Annotated in this window: 16 protein-coding genes, 1 pseudogene and 1 riboswitch; of the genes and pseudogenes, 5 read left to right on the top strand and 12 right to left on the bottom strand. The window is 69.2% G+C overall.

Annotated features, from left to right (window positions below; translation table 11 throughout):
• Positions 1-414 precede the first annotated feature (414 nt).
• A riboswitch (cyclic di-AMP (ydaO/yuaA leader) is annotated at positions 415-600 on the top strand.
• A 4-nt stretch (positions 601-604) separates the two neighbouring features.
• Both ACFYP5_RS31365 and ACFYP5_RS31370 read left to right on the top strand, forming a co-directional pair.
• A complete protein-coding gene (locus ACFYP5_RS31365) occupies positions 605-1,372 on the top strand; it encodes a transglycosylase SLT domain-containing protein (protein WP_389042174.1) in 768 nt (255 codons plus the stop codon).
• A gap of 286 nt (positions 1,373-1,658) precedes the next feature.
• The gene (locus ACFYP5_RS31370) at positions 1,659-3,302 is read left to right on the top strand and encodes a GMC oxidoreductase (RefSeq protein WP_389042175.1); all 1,644 of its coding nucleotides are present in this window, start codon (positions 1,659-1,661) and stop codon (positions 3,300-3,302) included.
• Positions 3,303-3,305: 3 nt separating this feature from the next.
• Here the strand turns inward: ACFYP5_RS31370 and ACFYP5_RS31375 are convergent, their stop codons facing one another.
• The 8 genes and pseudogenes from ACFYP5_RS31375 to ACFYP5_RS31410 form a co-directional block, all read right to left on the bottom strand.
• Positions 3,306-3,785 (bottom strand): carboxymuconolactone decarboxylase family protein, encoded by a 480-nt coding sequence (locus tag ACFYP5_RS31375; protein ID WP_389042177.1) that lies wholly within the window; start codon positions 3,783-3,785, stop codon positions 3,306-3,308.
• Positions 3,782-4,861 (bottom strand): dihydrodipicolinate reductase, encoded by a 1,080-nt coding sequence (locus ACFYP5_RS31380; RefSeq protein ID WP_389042179.1) that lies wholly within the window; start codon positions 4,859-4,861, stop codon positions 3,782-3,784. The genes ACFYP5_RS31375 and ACFYP5_RS31380 overlap by 4 nt, the downstream gene beginning before the upstream one ends.
• A 185-nt stretch (positions 4,862-5,046) precedes the next feature.
• Positions 5,047-5,244: pseudogene (locus ACFYP5_RS31385) on the bottom strand (MFS transporter); the annotation flags it as partial.
• 91 nt (positions 5,245-5,335) lie between these two features.
• A complete protein-coding gene (locus tag ACFYP5_RS31390) occupies positions 5,336-5,554 on the bottom strand; it encodes a hypothetical protein (protein WP_389042180.1) in 219 nt (72 codons plus the stop codon).
• The gene (locus ACFYP5_RS31395; RefSeq protein ID WP_389042182.1) at positions 5,554-5,952 is read right to left on the bottom strand and encodes a hypothetical protein; all 399 of its coding nucleotides are present in this window, start codon (positions 5,950-5,952) and stop codon (positions 5,554-5,556) included. The genes ACFYP5_RS31390 and ACFYP5_RS31395 overlap by 1 nt, the downstream gene beginning before the upstream one ends.
• Before the next feature lie 56 nt (positions 5,953-6,008).
• On the bottom strand, positions 6,009-7,502 hold the full coding sequence (locus tag ACFYP5_RS31400) for a sensor histidine kinase (protein WP_389042183.1): 1,494 nt from the start codon (positions 7,500-7,502) through the stop codon (positions 6,009-6,011).
• The gene (locus ACFYP5_RS31405; protein ID WP_389042185.1) at positions 7,499-8,206 is read right to left on the bottom strand and encodes a response regulator transcription factor; all 708 of its coding nucleotides are present in this window, start codon (positions 8,204-8,206) and stop codon (positions 7,499-7,501) included. Before ACFYP5_RS31405 ends, ACFYP5_RS31400 begins: the two co-directional genes overlap by 4 nt.
• 200 nt (positions 8,207-8,406) lie before the next feature.
• Positions 8,407-10,698, bottom strand: coding sequence for an FUSC family protein (locus ACFYP5_RS31410; RefSeq protein WP_389042187.1), 2,292 nt, complete (start codon positions 10,696-10,698; stop codon positions 8,407-8,409).
• 392 nt (positions 10,699-11,090) lie between these two features.
• On the opposite strand from ACFYP5_RS31410, the gene ACFYP5_RS31415 reads away from it, so the two are divergent.
• The 3 genes from ACFYP5_RS31415 (at position 11,091) to ACFYP5_RS31425 (ending at position 13,286) form a co-directional block, all read left to right on the top strand.
• On the top strand, positions 11,091-11,588 hold the full coding sequence (locus tag ACFYP5_RS31415; RefSeq protein ID WP_389042188.1) for a winged helix-turn-helix transcriptional regulator: 498 nt from the start codon (positions 11,091-11,093) through the stop codon (positions 11,586-11,588).
• 118 nt (positions 11,589-11,706) lie between these two features.
• The gene (locus ACFYP5_RS31420; protein ID WP_389042190.1) at positions 11,707-12,231 is read left to right on the top strand and encodes an SRPBCC family protein; all 525 of its coding nucleotides are present in this window, start codon (positions 11,707-11,709) and stop codon (positions 12,229-12,231) included.
• Positions 12,231-13,286, top strand: coding sequence for an LLM class flavin-dependent oxidoreductase (locus tag ACFYP5_RS31425; protein WP_389042192.1), 1,056 nt, complete (start codon positions 12,231-12,233; stop codon positions 13,284-13,286). Before ACFYP5_RS31420 ends, ACFYP5_RS31425 begins: the two co-directional genes overlap by 1 nt.
• 174 nt (positions 13,287-13,460) lie before the next feature.
• Here the strand turns inward: ACFYP5_RS31425 and ACFYP5_RS31430 are convergent, their stop codons facing one another.
• From ACFYP5_RS31430 to ACFYP5_RS31445, 4 genes are all read right to left on the bottom strand, one after another.
• Positions 13,461-14,366, bottom strand: coding sequence for a 3-hydroxyacyl-CoA dehydrogenase (locus ACFYP5_RS31430; RefSeq protein ID WP_389042194.1), 906 nt, complete (start codon positions 14,364-14,366; stop codon positions 13,461-13,463).
• Positions 14,363-15,352 carry a 3-hydroxyacyl-CoA dehydrogenase NAD-binding domain-containing protein gene (locus tag ACFYP5_RS31435; RefSeq protein ID WP_389042196.1) on the bottom strand — a complete coding sequence of 330 codons (990 nt, stop codon included), beginning with the start codon at positions 15,350-15,352 and terminating at the stop codon, positions 14,363-14,365. Before ACFYP5_RS31435 ends, ACFYP5_RS31430 begins: the two co-directional genes overlap by 4 nt.
• Positions 15,353-15,419: 67 nt before the next feature.
• Entirely contained in the window at positions 15,420-16,202 is a 783-nt protein-coding gene (locus ACFYP5_RS31440; RefSeq protein WP_389042198.1) for a crotonase/enoyl-CoA hydratase family protein, read from the bottom strand.
• Positions 16,199-17,431, bottom strand: a complete 1,233-nt coding sequence (locus ACFYP5_RS31445) for a CaiB/BaiF CoA transferase family protein (protein WP_389042200.1) — start codon at positions 17,429-17,431, stop codon at positions 16,199-16,201. Before ACFYP5_RS31445 ends, ACFYP5_RS31440 begins: the two co-directional genes overlap by 4 nt.
• Position 17,432 lies beyond the last annotated feature (1 nt).

The following is a 17,432-nucleotide window of genomic DNA, read 5'->3' on the forward strand; positions in this document are numbered from 1 at the left end:
CGACCCCTCGTGTGCCGCATCCGGTCGAGACGCGTGACACGCTGCCGCCGCCCGTGGAGGGGGCACCCGCCGCCCCGACCTGTCGAAGACCCCTCAGCAGCACACCAATGTCTTGAATGTCTGAATTTCGGCAATCGAGATGAATTGCTCTCTTTGCTGATGAATGAATGACCTGCACAGGTCGAGACCTTGCCTGCTGGGGAAATCGGTCATTTCGGACCAAGTGGTGAGAGTCACTTTCCGGGCCCGCGGACGCGGCGGCGTACTGCCCGGTTCCCTTCTGCGCCAAGAGATTTGGCTTCGCGGGCGAGGGTGAACTGCGAATAATCCCCCGACTCGATCTTGTAAATGAATTGTGATCGAAAAGTGGGGGCTTGTTCCGGCCGGAGTTTCTCGCTTACGGTCACCGTCAATCCGGATGGAACGCCGAATCCTGCCGCCGTCCGGGAATCCGACCACTCACGTACGGCAGGAGCGGGGGACCCAGGTAAGCAGCCGATCCGGTATCCGGAACGGCTAGGGGTGAAGTCGTATTCCCATACGGCCAGGCAACTCCAGCCTGAACCCGACAGCTCACCTCGTAGGCGACGGAGAGGAATGCACCATGCCCGCAACGGGTAACCACCGTCGTCGTAAGTCCAGTTCGCTGACTCGCGGTTTCATCGCCGTGAGCGCGGGCGGAGCCGCTCTCGCACTCCCCGTGATCGGTGCGACCACCGCCTTCGCGGCGCCGGCGCAGTCCGTCGCCGCCGTCACGAAGAATGTGGCGCCCGCTGCGGCCCCGGCAAAGGGAATTGCCGCCGCGAAGGCCGCGCCCACCGTCTATTCCGTGATAGCCGGTGACACCCTTTACAAGATCGCCGCTGGGCAGTCCGTGACGGGCGGCTGGCAGCAGCTGTACCAGGACAACCGCGAGGTCATCGGAGCCAACCCTGCCCTGATCCACCCGGGCATGAAGCTGACCATCGGTGCCAAGGCCGAGGCCCCGGCCGCCGACCCCAAGCCGGCCGCGAGCAGTGCCGCTCCTGCCACCACGAAGCCCGTGACCTACACGAACGACCTCGATGGCTGGATCAAGGAGTCGCTGGCTGTCATGGCGCAGCACGGCATCCCCGGCAGCTACGACGGCATCCACCGCAACATCATCCGCGAGTCCTCGGGCAACCCCAAGGCCATCAACAACTGGGACTCGAACGCCGCCAAGGGCACGCCGTCCAAGGGGCTCCTGCAGGTCATCGACCCCACGTTCAAGGCCTACCACGTGTCCGGCACGTCGATGGACATCTACGACCCGGTCGCCAACATCACGGCTGCGTGCAACTACGCCGCGGCCAAGTACGGTTCGATCGACAACGTGTTCGGGGCGTACTGACACGCAGTTGTGTTGATGCCGGTTCCGGATTGACGGGTGGCGAGGGTCCGAGGGGGCCTCGCCACCCGTTCCCGTCTCTGCCCGATCAGGGGCATGGTCCGGTCGCGACCGAAACCCCGGCGTCGTTGCCGGTGTCCGGCATGGTGTTCCGTCGTCCGCAGCCGGCGCAGGGCGTGGTGTATCCGGGCGCGCCCCGAGCGGCACAAGTTACCCACGGGTATGTAGTGACTTGACGCGCGAACGGCAGTAGAACCAGTTTCACTCTGTCGAGAGTGAGGCGTGTCACATGAGTGACTCTACCATGCATGATGCAGGCCACGAGGGCATTTCTCGTCGAAGATTCATCACAGGAACCGGTTCTATTTTAGGTACCGTGGCCCTCGCGGGTCACAGCACCCCGGCCCGGGCCGGGACCGGCTCCGCAGCCGCTCCGATCGACTCCGGGGCCCATGTTCCGGCCCTCGTGATCGGCACCGGATACGGCGGATCCGTCGCCGCTCTGCGTCTCGCCCGGTCGGGCGTGGACGTGCACATGATCGAAATGGGCATGGCCTGGGACACCGCCGGTCCGGACGGCAAGATCTTCGCCAACACGACCTCCCCGGACAGCCGGTCGTACTGGCTCCGTACCAGGACCAAGCAGCCCCTCAGCAACTTCCTCGGCTTCCCCATCGACAAGGACGTCACCCGCAGCACCGGGATCCTCGACGCCGAGGAGTTCAGCGGGATCACGGTCTACCAGGGGCGCGGCGTCGGCGGCGGCTCGCTGGTCAACGGTGGCATGGCCGTCACCCCCAAGCGCGAGAACTTCGCAGCCGTGCTCCCGTCGGTGGACGCCGACGAGATGTACGGGATCTACTACCCGCGCGCCAATGCCGGCCTCGGGGTCGGCACCATCGATCCCGCCTGGTTCGAGACCGCCGCGTGCTATCAGTACGCCCGGGTCGGGCGTAAGCACGCCCAGCGTGCCGGCTTTCCGTTCGTCTTCGTGCCCACGGTGTACGACTGGGACTACATGAAGCAGGAAGAGGCCGGAACCGTTCCCAGGTCGGCGCTGGCCGGCGAGATCCTGTACGGGAACAACTACGGCAAGAAGTCGCTGCAGAAGACGTACATCGACCGGATCAGGGCCACCGGCAGGGTCGTCATCTCGCCACTGCACAAGGTCACTTCGGTCGCACCGGCGACAGGCGGCGGCTACACGGTCGTCATCGACCAGATCGACACCGGCGGTGCCACCACGGCCACCAAGACCGTGACCGCGGACCGGGTGTTCTTCGCGGCCGGCAGCGTGGGCACCAGCAAGCTGCTGGTCAAGCTGAAGGCCACCGGCGCGCTCCCCGGCCTGAACGACGAGATCGGCAAAGGGTGGGGCGACAACGGCAACGTCATGTGCGGCCGGGCCAACCACCTGTGGGACCCGACCGGCAGCCTGCAGGCTTCCATTCCCACGGGCGGTATCGACAACTGGGCCGCCGGTGGCGCGTTCGCCGAGGTCGCCCCGCTGCCTACCGGGATCGAGACGTTCGCCTCGTTCTACCTGTCCATCACCAAGAACCCGAACCGGGCCGAGTTCGCCTGGAACGCCGCGACGGGCAAGGTCGACCTGAACTGGCAGACCGCCTGGAAGCAGCCGTCCATCGACGCCGCCAGAACGATCTTCGACAGGATCAACCAGAAGGAGGGGACGATCTACCGGACCGATCTCTTCGGTACCTACAAGATCTGGGGCGACCACCTCACGTACCACCCGCTCGGCGGCGCGGTGCTGAACCGGGCCACCGACAACTACGGCCGCCTGCACGGCTACTCCGGCCTGTACGTCATCGACGGCTCGCTGATCCCCGGCAACACCAGCGTCAATCCGTTCGTCACCATCACCGCGCTTGCCGAACGGAACATCGAGAAGATCATCGCCACCGACCTGTGACGATCAACGGCCGGGCAGCGCGCACACGGTGTCGAGGCCAAGCACATGGTTGAGCCGGCCGAACGCCAGCCATGACCCGATGCTCATGCTCAGCTCCACGACCTCGAGCTGGCTGTAGTGCGCGCTCATCCGGGACCAGAACGCTTCGTCGAGGTTGTGGTGATCGAGGGCGTACCGCTCGGCGTATTCGGCGGCCAACCGGGTCCGGTCGTCGAAGACGTCGGTGGTACGCCACTGGGCCACCGCGTCGGCGAAATCCTCCTCGACCTTCAGGCCGTCCCGTTCGGTCCGCCAGTCGAGACAGAAGACGCACCCGTTGATCTGGGCGATCCGCAACCGCGCGGCTTCGAACTCGCGCAGTCCCAGGGTCGTATGGGCGTACACCGCCAGCGAGAAGTTCGATGCGGCGGTCCCGATCCCGGGCACCATCTCGCCCCACACGTATTCGATCGCGTCCTTGCCCTCGGGGATGTCGATGTTCATGGTTGTCTCCTTCCGAGCCTGCCGGCTGCGGGGCGCAGCGGGACGTCGAGAGCGTCGTAGAGTCCTGGTTCCGCGTTCACGAGCCAGTCGATGGCGCTCACGAGCCGGCCCACCGCGGTGGCGTTCCCGCCCGCGGATCTGTTCTCACCCTCGTCGGTGGCCTCGACCGTGACCTCGATGCGGGGGCGGCCCTCGATGATCACTCGATGCGCGCCGTCGCCGTCGGGCGGCGTCGGCCAGTCCGGTGCGCAGGAGGGGTGAATGCGCGTGATGTGCTCGATGACGATGCGGGGTTCGCCGCCGACGATGCCCTGCACTTCGAATCGCACCGCGCCCTGGGTGCCGGCCTCGAACGTGCCCATCGTCCTGGTGCTCACCGTCGCGTCGAGCGGGCGTCGGACCAACGTCTCCCGGATGTCTTCGAGTTCGGCTCCCAGGGCCCTGGCCATCAGCCGTATCTGCCCACCCCACACCATGGTCGGGACGGTCGGCGCGAGCATCAGTGGCTCGTAGTCCATCGGCTGGCCCATGCCGACCAGGTACCGGACCGATTCCTCCTGTTCGTAGGTGGAGTAGTCGAAGATCTCCTGACAGCGGATCGCGTCCACAAAGGTGCCGAGTCCGCTGATCAGCAACGGGAGTACGTCATTGCCCCAGCCGGGATCGACACCGGAGACGAACAGCGAACCGCCACCCTCCGCGATGGCCGCCAGCACCGGATCCCGCAGCTCCGGCGGCGCGCCCAGCTGGTCGTACAGGGCATACAGCGCGGGGGTGACGACAACGGCCCCCGCCCGGATCGCCCTGTTGATGTCGGCGAGGGCGTCGTCGGGGCGGATGTCGCCGGACGCGGCGTACACCACGGCCCGGGGGCCGGTGGCCAGCACGGCACCGATGTCGTCGTTCGTCACGACCCCCAGCGGACGACCGAGCCCACCGAGCTGGCCCGCGTCACGTCCCACCTTGTCCCGGTTGTGGACCAGCACGGCCGTGAGCTCGAGCGCGGGATGGGCATCGACGGCGCGGATCGCGGCGCGGCCGACGTTGCCCGTACCCCAGACCACCGTGGAAATCATGCGCGGAGGGTAGCGAGAGGACCTATCACTTCCTAGTGCCGTGACGCGACGAGTTCGCCGGGCGGGGACAGGGGAGCCGGCCCCCACCGGGCCGCGGCTCGGGCTGCGCCCGCTACGTCGTCAGGACACCGGATACACCGCGGCACCGGGTGTCCTGTGCGCCGGGCTCGCGTGGTTGGTTGCGGTCATGCGGCCTCGGCCTCCAGACGGCCGGGAGCGGTGTGCGGCGAGCGGAGTATGCGGGCTGAGCACGCGGCCACGACGCAGAACCCGAGAGGCAGCAGAAAAGTCAGGTTGAGCGGCATGAAATGCGTCATCGGTCCGATGACGGCGGGGCCGGCGAGCATGCCGAGATAGCCCAGGCCGGCGACGCGCGAGACATTCTCCAGCCGCCTTGCAGTGGGCGGTGGGGGTCCGGGCGGATGATCTCCGCCTCGGCACTGTCGGCAGCAGTGTGGGGGCGGCGGCGTCACGTCAGTCCTTGCCGTCCTCTGCCACTGCGGATTCCGCTGCGGCGGCGGCCGATTCGGCGGCATCCACGAGTCGTTTCATGCGGGTGACCTCTGCGGGGCCGGTGGTCGCGGGGCGGTCGGCGGTGCCGCTGGCCTTCTCGTCACTACTGCGACCGCAGCCGGTGACCGCGATGAGAAGCAGGAGGGCGGCCGCGACAGCGGTGGCGGCGCTGCGGGCCATCACTGCTCGCTCCTGTTGTTGTCGGCCTTGCACCAGGTCTTGACCGCGGTCAGGTCCTTCTGGCGCTTCTCGAGGGTCGGAACGAGGGAGCGGCGGAACATGAGCTTGTCGTTGAGGTAGGTCTCGATCTCGGTGTGACCGGCCGTCTTCGCGTTTTCCACCCGCTTCGCCAGCCGGGCGACGGAGCCGCGCCGCGTCGCGTCCGCGCCGAGGCGGTTCAGGGCGTGTTCAAGGCGCTTCTCGATCTTCGGTACCCGCTTGCACAGCATGTGCGCTCCGTCGCCGGCAGGCGTGGCGTCCGGCGCCGGCGTTCCGCCGCCGGCCGAGGCCGTGCCTGCGGCGGCGAGCAGTGCGCCGACGGCTGTGAGAGCCAGGGCAGCGGTCTTGGCGGTCCTCATGACGGTGTCTCCTCCGGAAGCGGCGCAGGGCCCATCTGCCCGCGCATGAGGAGAAGTTAGGAGCCGTCTTTGTGGAAACCTTGTGGGCGCTCGGCGGTTGTGATCAGCCAGTCCCGCTCCGCCGGCAAGGGGATCTCGGTCTGCCCGCTGTCCTGCACGGGGAGCCGGACCTCGACCCGCGTGCCCCGGCCGCCAGGGCAGTCCTGGATCCGGACGCGGCCTGTGTGAAGGGCGGTCTGTTGCGCGACCAGGGTCAGGCCGAGTCCGGAGCCGGAGCTGTCGGGGCCGCGCTCGAAGCGATGGAACACGGCATCGCGCTGCGAAGGAAGGATGCCGGGGCCACGGTCGTCGACCGTCAGCACGGCGGTCGATCCCGTGGGGTGCCCGCCCGCACGAAGGCCCAGTTCCACCCGTGCGCGACCGTCCCCGCTCCGTCCGTGAACCAGAGCATTGGCCAGGAGGTTGTCGATGATGGTTCGCACCCCGGGCTCCCATGCGTGCACAGTCAGACGCGGCATGACCGGCACAGTGATCTCCGCCATGGGATACCTGCGCCTGGCGTCGGCCACGGAGGCGTCGATCACTTCGGTGAGGTCCACCGGGCCGAAGGAATCGGCCTCGACCAGGTCGCCCCGTCCGAGTTCCCTGAGCATCACCAACAGGCCCAGCAGTCGAGCGTGCTCGGCCTGGAGATCCCCCAGGACCTCATTCCGGTCCGCCGACGCGAGGTCCGGGTGCTGCGCGAGGATCTCCAGGTTCGTCTGCATGCTCATCAGCGGGGTGCGCAGTTCATGAGCCGCGGCGGCGGCGAACGACCGGGCGGTCGTCAGGGCCTCCGTGGTCCGTACGGCTTGTTCGTCGTACCGGGCCAGCACGGTCTGCAGAGTCCGCGCCAGGTCGTCGACCTCGGTCACCCCGGTCCGTGTGTGGTCGAGCCTCGCCGCGTCCACCCTCGGATCGAGGCCGCTGGTGCGCTGTTGCAGTCGGCGCAGCGGGCGGCCGGCCCGTGTGGCGACAGCCAACGCCATCAGACCGGACGTCACGGCCGCCAGCAGCGCCACGGTCACCACGCGCCGTCGTACGAGGGCCAGCTGGTCCCTGCTCGCGGTGTCGGGGGAGAACAGCCACAGCGTGCCGTGGACGCCGGGGCGCGAGCCCTGCACGCGGACCGACAGCACCCGCCAGTTCCTGGCCCCGTCCTCGACGGTGACCGGCGTCCGCGCACGGGTCGGCAGGGGCACGGAGGCGTCGGGCTGCGGACCGCCCGAGACGGTGCCGTGCGGTCCGGTCAGCCGGATACCGACATCCAGGCCGGAGGCGTACAACTGCCGTTCGCGGGCCTGCTCGACCGCCGCGGGACGGTCGGCGGCAGTGACCCGCAACAGCTGGCGGGCGTTCACGGCGGCTGCGTCGGCGCGCTCCCGTAGATGAGCGTCCTGCTCGGCATGCAGGTCGTGGGCGACCAGCAGGAGCAGCAGCCATCCCGCCGCCAGCACCAACACCGGCACGGTGGCACCGACAGCGAGCGCAATGCGGGTGGCCAGCTTCACGCGTTCCCACCCCCGCTGTCCAGGCGCAGGACGAAACCGACTCCCCGCACGGTATGGATGATCCGTGCCCGACCGCCGCTCTCCAGCTTGCGCCGCAGATAGCTGACGAAGGTGTCGACGGCATCTGTACGCACCTCGACGTCGTACCCCCAGACACGCTCCAGCAGCTGGTCCCGGGTGAGTACGATCCCCGCATTGCGTGCGAGGACCTCCAACAGCTCGAACTCCCGCCGGGTCAGCGCCAGCAACTCGGTGTCCAACCGTGCTTCACGCGAGGCCGGTTCCAGCACCAGACGGCCGACGCGGACCGTGTCCGTGTTCCTGGGCGGCCGTCGGCGCAGCAGAGCATCGAGCCGCAGCACCAACTCCTGCAGCGAGAACGGCTTGATCAGGTAGTCGTCGCCACCCGCCTGCAGCCCGGCGATGCGGTCCGCCGTCTCGTCCAGCGCCGACAGCATCAGCACGGGCAGGTCGCTGCCGTCCTCGCGCAAGGCGCGGCACACCTGGATTCCGTCGAGATCAGGCATGGAGATGTCGAGGACGACCACATCGGTCGTCTCCCGGCGCAGATGAGCCAGAGCAGGCCGCCCGCCCCCGGCAAGGGCTACCACGAAACCGGCCAACCGCAGTCCCCGCTCCAGCGAACGCCGGATCGCCGGATCGTCGTCCACCACCAGTACCTGTCCGCGACCGACGCCACTCATCCGGCCCTCCCTCCTGCGGTCCCTGCACCGGAGCGGTGCATACCTCGCCGTGACTACCGGGACAATGCCAGAGATGTGTCCCGCTCGTCCCTGGAGGCCTGATCGAGGGTGTGTGACGGAGCGGTTGTTCGGGCGGGCACGGTATGACCTGGCGATCCGCGGCCTGCTCGGAAGGGCCGTCGGAGCGAGGCTTCCCTGAGTCAGGACGGCCTGCCCGGCGTTGCCGCAGCCGCGAGTGTCGGCTGGAGGCGGCGGGCGACGCCGAGGTGATCGACGGTCCAGACGATGCGGACGGCTGTGGCTGTGGCCGGCCCGCTCTCGTCACGCAGGTCGCGGCGGAGGGCGTCGACCAGCCGGGCCTCGGCGGCAGGATCGCGTGGCAGCGGATCCGGGAGCGAGGTGTGCCGAACGAGGCTGATCGCCAGGTCGCGGTACCAGCCGGACACTCGACCGGCGACCTCCAGGAGCACCAGGCGAGCTTCGGCCCGGTCCGCCTCGATGGGCTGTTCGCTGCCGCGTCGCCATAGTCCGAGCACGGCGTCGGCGGCGAGGCGCAGTCCGACGACGCCGGTGACCAGGGTGGTCATGTCCGCCAGCGGCATACGTTTCGGCCCGCGTTCGGCGAGGTAGCTGCGGAAGGCGTCGTCGAGTCTTCGGGCGGCGGCGGCCGCCTGGCTCTTCTCCGGCAGCGGAGTGTCGGCCGGTGCGGGACCGGAACCGCAGAGGCCGACCGCGTAATCCACCGCCCCGGCCAGATAGCGCGCGCTGTCCGCGTACGCCTCGGCGAGGGCCTGGTCGACGGCGGCGGCGGCGCCGCGCGGCCAGAAGAACAGGCCCACCAGGACGCTGACCGCACAGCCGATGCCGATGTCCTGGATCCGCAGCAGTGCGATGTGCCAGTCCGGGTTCTGGCCGATGTTGAACATGATCACCAGGGTGATGGTGAAGGCCGCCTGGCCGGCGGCGAAGGAAATGACCGAGGGGGCGATGCCGGCGATCAGTACGGCGAGGGGCAGCAGGAACCAGAGCAGGGTGCCGTGGTGGCCGATGAGATGCAGCAGTCCGGCCCCGATGAGCGAGCCCGCGATCGTGCCGCCCAAGGCGCGGGCCGCGTTCTGCCCGGTGTTGAGCGCGTTCGAGCGCAGCACCGAGAGGGTCCCGAGGAGGACCCAGAACGAGTGCTGAACGCTCGTCAGGTCGGCCAGCGCGACCGCGACGCCCAGGCCGACCGTTCCCCGGAGGCTGTTGTGCAGCCAGACCGAGTTCGGCCGGAGATGGGCGGCTGCCCGCTCGCGGGCCGAGGCCAGCGGCCCCGTCAGGGCGCCGGGTTCGCGGCCGAGGAGCTGATCCGGCCAGCTGCGTCGTTGGGCCGCCGCTGCCAGGTCCACGTTGTTTGCGACCTGGAGGGTTGCGAAGCCCAGTTCCTGGGCGCGGAATGACAGGTCCAGGGCCTCGATGAAGGAGTGGGACTCCCACTCCGCACCAGGTTCAGGCGGTTGCATGGGCAGCCGGGTGGTCGCGCTGCGTTCCATGGCGGTCATGGCCGCGTGCAGGTCGACCGCGGCGGTTCGGAGGGCGGTGGGTGCGTCGTACGGTGCGTCGAGCAGGTCGGCTGTCCGGTCCAGGACCGCGGCGGCACCCCGTCGAACCGCGTGTGCCTCGGGATCGCAGGCGGAGGGGACGCGATGCGGGGGACCGCTCTCGGCCACGATGGTGCTCAGCCAGGTGAGTTCGTCGACCAGGCGGACCAGGGCGCGGGAGCTGGTGGACAGTCCGGTGGGCCGATAGGGGGTGGCGTCGAAGGCGGTACGGAGGTCGGCTGCCGCTGCAACGGTCTGGTCGGCGGTGTCCATGCACTGCCGGATGCTCGGTGCGTCAGGCTCTCCGCTCAGCCGGTGGGTGTCGGCGCGCAGTTGTGCCGCGGCGGCCCGGCAGACACGGGCGGCGTGCGGACCCAGCGGGTCGGTGGCGGGCCGGGGCCACAGGAGGGAGATCGCGAGCATGGCGCCGACCGACGCAAGGCCAGCTCCGGCGAGTCGCTCGGGCAGCTGGGACAGTGGTGCGGGCGATGCCACCGGCAGGACGAAGGCCAACAGCAGAGCGGTCGTCGCCTCCGCGAGGACGGAGCTGACCACGCCGGAGAAGAGCACCAGGAAGCCGACCACGACGGTGGTGATGACCGCGAGCCAGGTCTCGTCGGCCACGAGTGTGCTCAGGCAGATGAGTACTGCCCAGGCCATCGCGAGGCCCAGGTGAGCACGCAGGCGCTGCACCATCGGGCCGGTGAAGTCCACCAGCAGCAGCATCGAGAACGAGCCGAAGGCTGCAAAGGTAGCCATCGTCGGCGAGTGGAGCACCTGGCTGCAGAATGCGAACAGCGCGGGCATCACCAGTGCAGTGCGTGCGGCCCGGCGGGTGGCGGCCAACTCCGGATCGTGGGTACGCAACCACGCGAGGAGCTGCCCGCGCCGGATGTGGCCAGGTGTCTGCATGCGTTCGCGCACCTCCTGTCGCGGGGTGCCCGCGTATCCCGTCGACGGAGAGTATCCGCCCGGCCGGTCCGCCCGGCTCGGGGCTCGCGCGGCGTCGGGTGACGTTCCACCCGGGGCGATTCGATCAGGGTTCCTCGCCCGGAGCTCGGCCGGTCACGAAGTCGACAACCTTGCCTCGGTGAGGACGATCGTGCACCAGGGTGGCGTCCTCGAGGGCATCCGTGACACCGAACACGGCCCCGTGCGGCGGTACTGGATCAAAGTCCAGTTTGTGATCTCGCCGGGGCGGGGCGGGGCGGGGCGGGGCGGGTCGGGACGGGACGGGACGGACGCGGCCACGGCTGGTCCCGCCTGCTGGGTTTCATTTCGAGACGAACCGTATGCTGGCACCCATGAGGCGGACATCCTTTGCCCACTGGCCCTGCTCGGTGGCCCGCACGATGGATCTCCTCGGGGACTGGTGGACGCCGCTGGTGCTGCGGGAGGCGTTCTACGGGATCCGACGATTCGACGCGTTCCAGGAGTCGCTGGGAATCGCGCGCAACACGCTCAACGACAGGTTGCGGCGGCTGGTGGACGAGGGGTTGCTGGTCAAGCAGCCCTACCAGACCGACCCGGTGCGCCACGACTATGTGCTCACCGAGAAGGGGCGCGACTTCTACACCGTGCTGCTGGCGATGAGCCGGTGGGGGGACCGCTGGCTGGCAGGCGAGCAGGGCCCGCCGGTGACGCATTTCCACGACGTCTGCGGACAGGAAAGCCACGCCGAAGTGGTCTGTGCCGCCTGCGGTGAGCCGATGACCGCCGATAACACCCACCCTCGGCTGGGCCCGGGCTATCCGCCGCACCTGGCGGAACGGCCGGACGTGCAGGAACGGTTCACGGACTGACAAAGCGATCCGCAGAGACCGCGCCAAGCCTTGACAGGTAAGTCTATCTACGCAACTTTGGAGGTCAGGCCCTTTTCTTTGCAGGGATCTTCGGTACTGACAAGGGAGTTGTCGCGCCATGGAGTGGACGGGCGCGCGCTATGCGGACACACCCACGGCCGAGGTGCAGGCCTGGATCGCCGCCCCGCAGGAGCGGGTGTGGGAGTTGGTGTCCGACATCGCGCTGATGCCGCGCATGAGCTCGGAACTGCAGTCGGTGGAGTGGCTGGACGGGGCGACCGGTCCCGAGCCGGGGGCCCGTTTCGTGGGCCGGAGCAAGCACGATGCACTGGGGGAGTGGGCCACCACCTCCTACATCGTGGAGTACCAGCCGCCGCAGGTGTTCGCCTGGGCGGTGGAGGACCCCGAACACCCCACGGCGCTCTGGCGGTTCAGCCTCGAACCGCAGGACGGCGGCACACTCCTGCGCCAGTGGATGCGGATGGGACCGGCCAGGTCCGGCCTGTCCTTCGCGATCGACCGGATGCCGGACAAGGAACAGAAGATCGTCTTCGTGCGGATGCGGGAGTTCGAGGACAACATGGGCATCACTGTCGACGCGATCAAGAAGCTGGCCGAAGCCCCCGGAAAGGCGGATGCGTGATGCGCACGTCGACCACGATCGAGGCGTCCGGGGGCAATTGGCCGGAGACGGTGGACTTCGTGACCGAGGCCGAGAAGCTCGGCCTGGACATCTGCTGGGTGGCCGAGGCATGGGGCTCGGAAGCGCCGTCACCGCTGGGGTACCTGGCCGCGCGGACGGATCGCCTGCTGCTCGGCTCCGGGATCATCCAGCTCGGCACCCGCACGCCGATGGCCATCGCCCGAGCAGCGATCACCTTGTCGCAGATCTCCCAGGGGCGGTTCGTGCTGGGACTGGGACCGTCAGGGCCGCAGGTGATCGAGGGCCTCCACGGTGTCCCGTTCGCCCGCCCGCTGTCGCGCATGCGGGAGACCGTCGAGATCGTGCGGAAGGCGATGGCAGGCGAGAAACTCTCCCACGACGGGCAGGAATTCCAGATCCCGCTGCCGGGTGGGGACGCGAAGCCCATGCGCCTGTCGATGCGCGCCGAGCACGACATCCCGATCTACCTGGCGACCCTCTCACCGAAGATGCTGCGACTGACCGGCGAGATCGCCGACGGCTGGATGGGCACCAGCTTCGTACCGGAAGGGGCGAAGAAGGCCTACTTCGATCATCTGGACGCGGGCCTGGCCACTGCCGGCCGCCCGCGCGCCGACCTCGACATCTGCCAGGGCGCCGAGGTGGCCTTCGCCGAGGACGAGGAGGCGTTGCGCGCGATCGTGGCCGGCCGCAAGAAGGAACTGGCCTTCAGCCTGGGCGGGATGGGTTCCGTCGGTAAGAACTTCTACAACGACGCCTACAGCCGTCAGGGCTGGGCAGAGGTGGCCGCCGAGGTCCGGAAGCGCTGGCAGGCAGGGGACCGGCAGGGGGCGGCCGGACTGGTCACCGATGAGATGGTGCTGGGCACCACGCTGATCGGCACCGAGGACATGGTGCGCGAGCGGCTGGGGGTATGGCGCGACGCCGGGGTCGACACCGTCCGCCTCTACCCCGCCGGCGAGACGCTGGACGCCCGGCTGGCCACGCTCGGCCGGGCCCTCGACCTGGTCCGTGACCTGAACAGGACCGCATGATGCCCTCATCCGCAATGGAGTCGAACAGGCGTCGGCCGGAGCGGTGCAGGCCGCGGCCCGCGGGAGAGCGGTCACACCGCAAGTCGCTCGCTACAGGACCGATCGGCAGCCCGCAATTGAGGGAACACCCCGGCTCGGCCCGCCCGGACCTTGCCCCACAGGTCAGAGATCACGTCAGAGCCTCGTGCCGGTCGGCAACACGGCACGGGCGATGCCGGTGAGGTTCCCCTGCAGGACGAGGATCTCCCTGCGGTTCGATCCGTCGAGATCGGCCGCGTACACGTTCCCGGCCAGGTCGGTCACGTACATGCGTCCGTCGTCCGGATCGAGGGCGAGGCCGATGCCTTCCATCAGGTGGGTCGACAGGATCTCGGGCGTACGCCGGCCGCCCGGCGGGTCCATCGGCGAACGGTTCACACTGTTCCCCCGCGGCGGGTCCCCGCGATCCGTCCAGTACAGCGTGCGCTCCGTGAGGTCGAGTTCGAGGTCGATCGGCTCCGGCAGCCCCTCGAACAGAACCTCGATGTCGCCGCGTTCGGCCGCTCTCTGCCCGGCGGGCAGGTCCAGGCCGGCCCGCAGGATCTTCCCGAGCCCCGCGTCACTCGGGCCCTTCTGTGTCCAGTAGAGATGTCCGCCCACAGGGTCGACGGCGACTCCCACGCACCATCTGGTCTCGTCGCGACGGTCGTCCTCCCCCTGGCCCGTCTGCACGAGGGTTTCGACGTTCGAGCCGTCGAGGTCGCAGCGCATCACGCGCATGCCCTCACGGTCACCCCAGTACAGCTTCCGCCCGGCGGTCTCCAGGTGGAGTTGCTTGGGCGTATGCGTGACGCCGCTGGGGACGACCGTCGTCCGGTTGCCTCCGTCCAGGTCCACGCGTTCGATCGAGCCGTCGTTCTCCGGTGGAAGACCCATGTTCGTCCAGTAGATGTGCCCGGCCACGACATCGACGGCGACCCCGTCGGGGATCCTGCACCCGCTGACGACAACCTTCTTGTCGGAACCGTCGGGGTTCACGCAGAACAGCCGACCGCCACTGCTGGCCTCGAGCACGAAAAGCTTCTCCCGGCCCCCCGTCACGGTCCCTCCTTCGCCGGACGACCGGCTGCGGCGCCCGGCGGGCCGGACGGGTCGTACCGGGCGCGCACGGCCAGCAGGGCCGAAAGCATCGCGTCGCGCCGAGCGGCCAGTTCATCGACCGAGTGGCCGGCCGCCTCCTCCAGGACGCCACCCACGATCTTCTGTTTGAGCTCGGGCGTGAACTCGGGCGTGCCCAGTTCCTGCCAGGACGCCACCATTCGAGGCATGAGGGTGTCCATGAAGTGATCGATGCCACCCTCCCCACCGCCGAGATGCCACAACAGATGAGGGCCCATGACGCCCCATCTGAGCCCCGGTCCCCAGGACACCGCGTCGTCGGAGTCCGCCACGTCGAGCACCCCCTCCTGGACCAGGTGGACGACCTCGCGGTACAGCGCGGCCTGGATGCGGTTGGCGACGTGCCCGGGAAGCTCCTTCTTGAGGTGGATCGGCCTCTTGCCGATCGCGGCGTAGAACGACATCGCGTCCCGGATCGTCTCCGGGGCGGTCTTCGTGCCGCCGACGACCTCGACCAACGGGACGATGTGCGGGGGATTGAAGGGATGGCCGATGACGGTCCGCTCCGGACGCCGGCAGCCGGCCTGGATGACGCTCATAGTGATGCCCGACGAACTCGACGCGATGATCGCGCCCGGCGGCGTGGCGTCGTCGATGTCGGCGAACAACGGGACCTTGAGCTCCGGGCGCTCCGGCGCGTTCTCCTGTACGAAATCGGCGTCCGCGACGGCCTGCCGCAGGTCCGTGGTGAAGCTCAGGCGATCGGGCGAGGCTCCGGGCGCCAGCCCGATCGAGGCCGCCGCGTCCCAGGCCGCATCCACGTACGCACGCAGGGCCGCCTCCGCGGTGGGGGCGGGGTCGGTCGCCGCCACGTCGAAGCCTCGGACGAGAAAATGCGTCGCCCAGCTCGCACCGATGGTGCCGGTGCCGACGATTGCCACGCGGTGGACGGGTCTGTGTGCATTCATGGCTGGTCACTGCTCCTGGGAGTCGGACGGGGGCTGTGCGGGAGGCGGGCGGCTGACCTGGCCGGATTCAGCGGCCGTGCCAGACAGGGGCGCGCTTCTCGGCGAACGCCTGTGCGCCCTCCCGCGCGTCCTCGCTGGAGAACAGCCCGCTCGTGAGCTCGTCCTGGCGGGTGAAGGCGTCCCTCTCGTTCAAGCCCTGCGTCTCACGCAGAACCTCCTTGACGGCCGCCAGCGCCAGCGGTGCGTTCCGCGCGACGCGCCCCGCCAGCTCGCGGGCCGCGTCCAGCGCGGCGCCGGGTGGGGTCAGCTCATCGACGAGGCCGTACTCCTTGCCTTCGGCCGCGGTCAGCGGCTCGCCGGTGAGCAGTACGCGTGCGGCCACGTGGTACGGAAGGCGGCGCGGCAGCCTGACCAGCCCACCCGCTGCCGCCACGAGACCGCGCGTGACCTCGGGAAGCCCGAACCGGGCGTCTTCCGCGGCCACGATCAGGTCGCAGGCGAGCACCATCTCGAAGCCGCCGCCGAGTGCCCAGCCCTCGACCGCGGCGATCAACGGCTTGCGCACCGTCGTTTCGGTGAGCCCGCCGAAACCCCGGCCTGGGATCACCGGCAGCTCACCTTTGGCGAATGCCTTCAGGTCCATGCCGGCGCTGAACACCCCGCCCGCACCCGTGAGTACGCCGACCGACAGTTCCGGGTCCGCGTCGAGCAGATCCAAGGCCGACGCGAGCCCCACCGCGACCTCGTGGTCCACAGCGTTCTTCTGCGCCGGACGGTTGAGGGTGATGGTCAGTACGCCGCCGCGGCGCTCGTGGAGCACCGTGTCGGACGCTTCGGATGCCGTGCTCATGGCGACGCCGTGCCTTCTGCCGTGCCGGGGATCGTTCCCTGGGTGCGCAGCTCGGCGATCTCGGCGGGGCCGAATCCCAGCTCGGCGAGGATCTCGTCGTTGTGCTCGCCCAGATCGGGCGCTCGCTTCGCCGGCACCTTCGGCACCCCTCGGACGTTGACCGGACTGCTGATGGTTTCCTCCAGCCCGCTGACTCCCTCCAGCGGCACCACGATGTCGTTCGCGCGCAGCTGTGGGTCCTGCGCGGCCTGCTCCGGCGTCTGAATGAGGCTGTAGGTGACGCGTTCCCGGCCCAGGGCGTCCTTCCAGTGGGCGAAGGGCTGCGTGCGGAACTCGGCATCGAGCAGCTCGCTCAGCGCCGCGGAGTTCTTGACGAAGCCCTCGATGTCCGCGAAACGGGGGTCCTCGAGCAGCTCGGGGTGACCGATGGCCCGCGCCAGTCCCGGCCAGTGCGGGGGAGAGGCGACCAGCATGAACCACTCGTCGTCCGCGGTCCGGTAGGGGTTGATCAGCGGGTTCGCCGGCGCGCTCCGGTCGTGCAACTCGAACGGCGTGCCGCCGGCGAGTGCGCCGGCCACGAGCGTTCCCGTGGCCCAGACGCCCGCAGCAAGCAGCGACGTCCCGACACTCGCTCCTTGCCCCGTGCGCTCACGGCGGTACAGGGCGGTCGCGATCGCCGCGTAGATCGCGACCGCCGACATGTAGTCACCGCTGCCCCAGACCGGCACCGTCGGCGGGGCTCCCGCGTCCCGGGTGGAGGCCAGCAGTCCGCTGCGCGACCAGGCGGCGGTCAGGTCGAAGCCCGGCTGCCCGGCGTCGGGGCCGCTGTCGCCGAAGCCGGTGATGTCGGCGTACACGACCCGCGGGTTCCAGCCCGCGACCTCCTCGTAGCCGAGGTGCAGCTTCTCGCGTGTGCCGTGCGGGAAGTTGGTGATCACCACATCGGCCCACTCGACGAGGCGCTTGAGGACCGTGGTGGCCGACGGCGACTTCAGGTCGATCACCATGCCGCGCTTGTTGCGGTTGGCGAGGTGCCAGCTGTAGTTGGCCTGCGCCCGGGGACTGGGCGGCACGGAGCTCAGCCGCCGCTGGGGATCGCCCGTCCCCGGCGGCTCGATCTTGATGACGTCCGCTCCGAAGTCGGAGAGCACGGTGGCTGCGGCCGGTCCCGCGATGAAGCTCGACGCGTCGAGGACCTTGAGGCCGGTGAAGACGGATTCCGTGGTCATC

This window comes from Streptomyces sp. NPDC005262 (assembly GCF_042872425.1).
In the GTDB taxonomy this organism is placed as follows: Bacteria; Actinomycetota; Actinomycetes; order Streptomycetales; family Streptomycetaceae; genus Streptomyces.

Coding starts and splice junctions, on each gene's coding strand:
- ACFYP5_RS31375 (WP_389042177.1), bottom strand. CDS start 3,785: ATGAACATCGACATCCCCGAGGGCAAGGACGCGATCGAATACGTGTGG.
- ACFYP5_RS31390 (WP_389042180.1), bottom strand. CDS start 5,554: ATGGCCCGCAGCGCCGCCACCGCTGTCGCGGCCGCCCTCCTGCTTCTC.
- ACFYP5_RS31440 (WP_389042198.1), bottom strand. CDS start 16,202: ATGAGCACGGCATCCGAAGCGTCCGACACGGTGCTCCACGAGCGCCGC.
- ACFYP5_RS31370 (WP_389042175.1), top strand. CDS start 1,659: ATGAGTGACTCTACCATGCATGATGCAGGCCACGAGGGCATTTCTCGT.
- ACFYP5_RS31365 (WP_389042174.1), top strand. CDS start 605: ATGCCCGCAACGGGTAACCACCGTCGTCGTAAGTCCAGTTCGCTGACT.
- ACFYP5_RS31380 (WP_389042179.1), bottom strand. CDS start 4,861: ATGATTTCCACGGTGGTCTGGGGTACGGGCAACGTCGGCCGCGCCGCG.
- ACFYP5_RS31415 (WP_389042188.1), top strand. CDS start 11,091: ATGAGGCGGACATCCTTTGCCCACTGGCCCTGCTCGGTGGCCCGCACG.
- ACFYP5_RS31395 (WP_389042182.1), bottom strand. CDS start 5,952: ATGAGGACCGCCAAGACCGCTGCCCTGGCTCTCACAGCCGTCGGCGCA.
- ACFYP5_RS31425 (WP_389042192.1), top strand. CDS start 12,231: ATGCGCACGTCGACCACGATCGAGGCGTCCGGGGGCAATTGGCCGGAG.
- ACFYP5_RS31410 (WP_389042187.1), bottom strand. CDS start 10,698: ATGCAGACACCTGGCCACATCCGGCGCGGGCAGCTCCTCGCGTGGTTG.
- ACFYP5_RS31435 (WP_389042196.1), bottom strand. CDS start 15,352: ATGAATGCACACAGACCCGTCCACCGCGTGGCAATCGTCGGCACCGGC.
- ACFYP5_RS31405 (WP_389042185.1), bottom strand. CDS start 8,206: ATGAGTGGCGTCGGTCGCGGACAGGTACTGGTGGTGGACGACGATCCG.
- ACFYP5_RS31420 (WP_389042190.1), top strand. CDS start 11,707: ATGGAGTGGACGGGCGCGCGCTATGCGGACACACCCACGGCCGAGGTG.
- ACFYP5_RS31445 (WP_389042200.1), bottom strand. CDS start 17,431: ATGACCACGGAATCCGTCTTCACCGGCCTCAAGGTCCTCGACGCGTCG.